This is a genomic window from Cellulomonas sp. SG140, from assembly GCF_025770785.1.
Taxonomy (GTDB): Bacteria; Actinomycetota; Actinomycetes; order Actinomycetales; family Cellulomonadaceae; genus Cellulomonas.
Window position 1 is genome coordinate 1 of record NZ_JANZLA010000018.1, and the last position, 3,664, is coordinate 3,664.

At 74.0% G+C, this 3,664-nt stretch carries 2 protein-coding genes and 1 rRNA gene; all 3 read right to left on the reverse strand.

Annotation, left to right across the window (positions count from 1 at the left end; all coding sequences use genetic code 11):
* Window positions 1-72: ribosomal RNA gene (locus N0B34_RS18005) — 16S ribosomal RNA — on the reverse strand; the annotation flags it as partial.
* 610 nt (window positions 73-682) lie between these two features.
* A complete protein-coding gene (locus tag N0B34_RS18010) occupies window positions 683-1,621 on the reverse strand; it encodes a tetratricopeptide repeat protein (RefSeq protein ID WP_263732662.1) in 939 nt (312 codons plus the stop codon).
* Between the two features lie 44 nt (window positions 1,622-1,665).
* A complete protein-coding gene (locus N0B34_RS18015; RefSeq protein ID WP_263732663.1) occupies window positions 1,666-2,700 on the reverse strand; it encodes a hypothetical protein in 1,035 nt (344 codons plus the stop codon).
* Between the last annotated feature and the right edge of the window lie 964 nt (window positions 2,701-3,664).

Genomic DNA, 3,664 nt, shown 5'->3' on the forward strand with positions numbered 1-3,664 from the left:
TCACCGTTCGACTTGCATGTGTTAAGCACGCCGCCAGCGTTCGTCCTGAGCCAGAATCAAACTCTCCGTCAATGTCCAACGCCACCCGACCACCCTAAGGCAGCCAGGCAACAGACACAACAAAGAACAACACAGATCTGGCATCAAAAAGGAACCCACCACCCACGGGGTGAGAAGCAGGCTCCCATCAACACCAAGCCCACCACGACACAACATCGCAGCAGACAACTTGGCATCGACTACTTGGCACACTGTTGAGTTCTCAAAGAACAGACGCTCATCCGTCTTGGCCTTTCGACCCGTTCGGAGGCAACCGTTTAAACTTAGCGGCTCGACTTCCCCTGGTCAACTTCGCTGCTCTGTTCGTCGGCGACCGCGACGAAGCGGTCGGAGCCGGGCAGTCCGGTCGTCAGGAGCGGGTCGGACCCGCGTCGGACTCGGCCGAGATCACAGCGGTGCCGTGGTCACGAGAGTCCGGGTGTCCCTCGGCGGGACCGACCACCGGGTGTTCCCTGGTGTTCGTTCCTCCCTGCCGGGGGCCTGAGAAGGTTATGCAACGCCCCGGCGGGAATGCAAATCCCGGACGTGGTGACCCGCGTCACGCCGTGCGGACCGGTTTGCCGACGATGACGGCGCCCGGCGACGGCACACCGAGATGCGATCGGATCGACGGGTGCGGAGCTCAGTACAGGGCGCTGGCGAGAGCCCGCCGGGCTGCCACGACGCGCGGGTCGTCGGTCCCCGCGACCTCGAAGAGGTCGACGAGGCGCTCCCGGACCCGGTCTCTGTCGGCGCCCACGGTGCGCCGCACGACGTCGACGAGGCGATCGAACGCGTCCTGGACCGCGCCACCCATCACGTCCAGGTCGGCGACTGCCAGTGCGGCATCCACGTCGTCCGGGTCGGCGGCCGCCGCCTCCCGGGCCCTGCGTGCGTCGAGGCCGGCGGTGCGCTCCAGGAGGCCGACCTGCGCCAGGCCGGCTCGGGCCATCGCGTCACGGGGGTTCTCGCGGAGCGCCTGCTCGTACGCAGCGCGCGCGGCAGGCAGGTCGTCTCGCTCGAGGGCGTCGTACGCCGCCTGGTGGAGCGGGGGAAGCGGAGGCTCTTCGGGCTCGACCGGGCTCTCGGGCTGCTGCACCGCCGCCACGCGCCCCGTGATGCCGTTGGCCTGCGCGGCGGCGAGCACCTGGTCGAGCACGCCGCGGATCTGGTCCGCGGCCGGTGCGCCCTGGAAGAGCGGGACTGGCTGACCGCCCAGCACGGCGACCGTCGTCGGGACCGACTGGGCGCCGAACGCCTGGGCGATCTGCGGGTTGGCCTCGGCGTCGACACGCGCGAGCAGCCAGGTGCCGCCGTCGTCCTGCGCCATCGCCGCCAGCTGACCGGCCACCGTGGCGCTCACCTCGCTCCAGGACGCCCAGAGCACCACCACGACGGGGTGCTGGCTGGACCGCCGCACCACGTCGGCGAAGGACGCCTCGTCCACGTCGACGACGTAGGCGCCGGGCGCCGCGAGCCCACCAGGTGAGCCAGGGGGCGGCGTCGAGGGCCTGCCGAGCGAGGAGAGGTCGACGGCGCCACGCACGTCGAGGCGCGGTCGAGGCTGCGAGGACTGCGACATACGGACTGTCTCCCTGAGTGCTGCGTGAGCGGCCTGCGGCCGACCTATTGTGCGGCGACGGCGGTGAGGACGGCCTCGGCTGCGACGAGCTGCACCTGTGCCGTCGAGCCGGCAGGCGGGACCCGGAACACCAGCACGTCGGTGTACGTGCGCACCAGCGACTGGGTTGCCTCGGACGTCGCGGCGAGCGCGGACTCCACCGGGCTGAGGGTCAGCTTGGCGCCACCGACCGTGATGGACACCGTGGAGACCGTCGTCATCTTGCCGATCACGAGGGCGCCCCCGTCCACCGTGCCGATCACCGTCAGCGGAGCGGGGTCGGGCGTGTACGTCTCCGCCGCGTTGCCGACGTCCTTGACGTTGGTCGCCAGGGTCTGCCGTGCGGAGGTCACGCTGGTTCGGAACGGGTCGGGAGCGAACTGCGGCGCCGACTGGGACCCGTCGCCGTTCGAGAGCACGTCCGCATAGGCGGGCATGACCTGGTCAGGCCGGAGGCTCAGGCCGCTCGCGTCGGCCGAGAGCACCGGGCTGCCTGCACCGGGCGTCGCCGTGGCGGGCATCGAGACCCCGGGGAACAGCCGCGCCCATCCCCACAACCGGTACTGCTCACGGGGGGTCGCCTGCTCCAGGACGAGGAGCCGGGGTGCCTGCAGATCGTCCGGCTGCACGCTCACGACGACCTGCGTCCGCGGCCAGGTCGAGGTGCGCGGCTCGATCACCGCTTGAGCGCTGGTCGGGAGAGCCGTCGGAGGCCGCTGACCGTTGGTGGCCTGCGCGCGCAGGTACTCGGCGTGGCGCATGGCGAGCGCCGGATCCATCACGCGGGCCGTCAGGGCGTTGGGGTCGAGGGCGGCATCACCGGTCGTGAGCACCTTGCCCAGGTCGCTCAGGACGGTGGTGGTCTGCGCGAGCGACAGCACCGGTGGGGGCACCGCGGGGGCGGCCTGAGGGTGCGGTGCCGGCGGCGCCGCGGCGCAGCCGGCGAGCACGGAGCCCAGGACGGCGGTCATGACGACGAGCCCGCCGGCACGTCGCGACAGCGCGGGCGAGATCACGGAGGACGTGCGTGCGGTGGTCATCGGCCCTCCCCTCCTCGGTCGTCGGCGGGCGGCTCGGTCGGAAGCCCCCACGCGCGACGCCATGCGTCGGCGCGGGACGACGGTGAGTCCTCCGCGCCCTCGTCCGTCGCAGCGCGCTGCTCGTCGCCGGAGCCGGCGGGTGGCGCCGGCGGTCGGCCGACGGACGGGCCCGGCTCGTGGGTGGGCGGCGCCTCGGGCCGGCTGACGAGCCAGGAGGGGTGCACCGGCGGGCGCGGTGCCGCTGGCTGGCCCGGGTGGCCGCTGCGGTCCGCCGGCACCCCGGACTCTCCGGGCGCGCCCGGCACCGGTACCCAACCGCCGGGCCGCGGCGGCTGCGCAGTACGAGGGGACGCCAGCGGCTGACCCGGGCGTGCGGGGCCGGCCGCCGTCCGCGTCCCCGGCGCGCTCGGCTGTCCCGAACCGGGCCGCGTGGGGCCGGAGGCCTCCGGCCGCTCGGAGGGCCTGAGCACGAACGGGCTGGTCGCCTCCGCTCCGGACCGGGCGACAGGCCTGCCCCCGCCGGCGTCCGGAGCGACGGGCGCGGCCCACGCGGGACGGCCCTCGTGCGGGGTCGGCGTTCCGGGTGAGGTCGGGCCGTGGGCAGCGGGCTCGTGCGAGCGTGTCCCGAGTTCCGGCTGTGCGGCCGCGGCACGACGGGCGCGTCGACCCCCGGCGGCCCACGGCGGTGCCGGCCGCTCGAGCGGCGTGTCGGCCGGCGGTCCACCAGCCGATCCGAGATGCGGTGGCGCCGCAGCCGACGGCACCGGTGACGGCCCGGCAGGAGCCACGCCGGCACCCTCGCGGTACCCGTGCGCGGATGCCGCGCGACGTGTGACGTCCGCCGCGGTCACGGCGTCGGGGACCGGTCGCGCCTGCGGCGCGATCGGCGTGACGCCGGGGGCCGAGGACGCGCGGGCGGCCGGGGCGCCCGGCACGCGCCCGGCGACGGGCGGCAGCGGAAGGG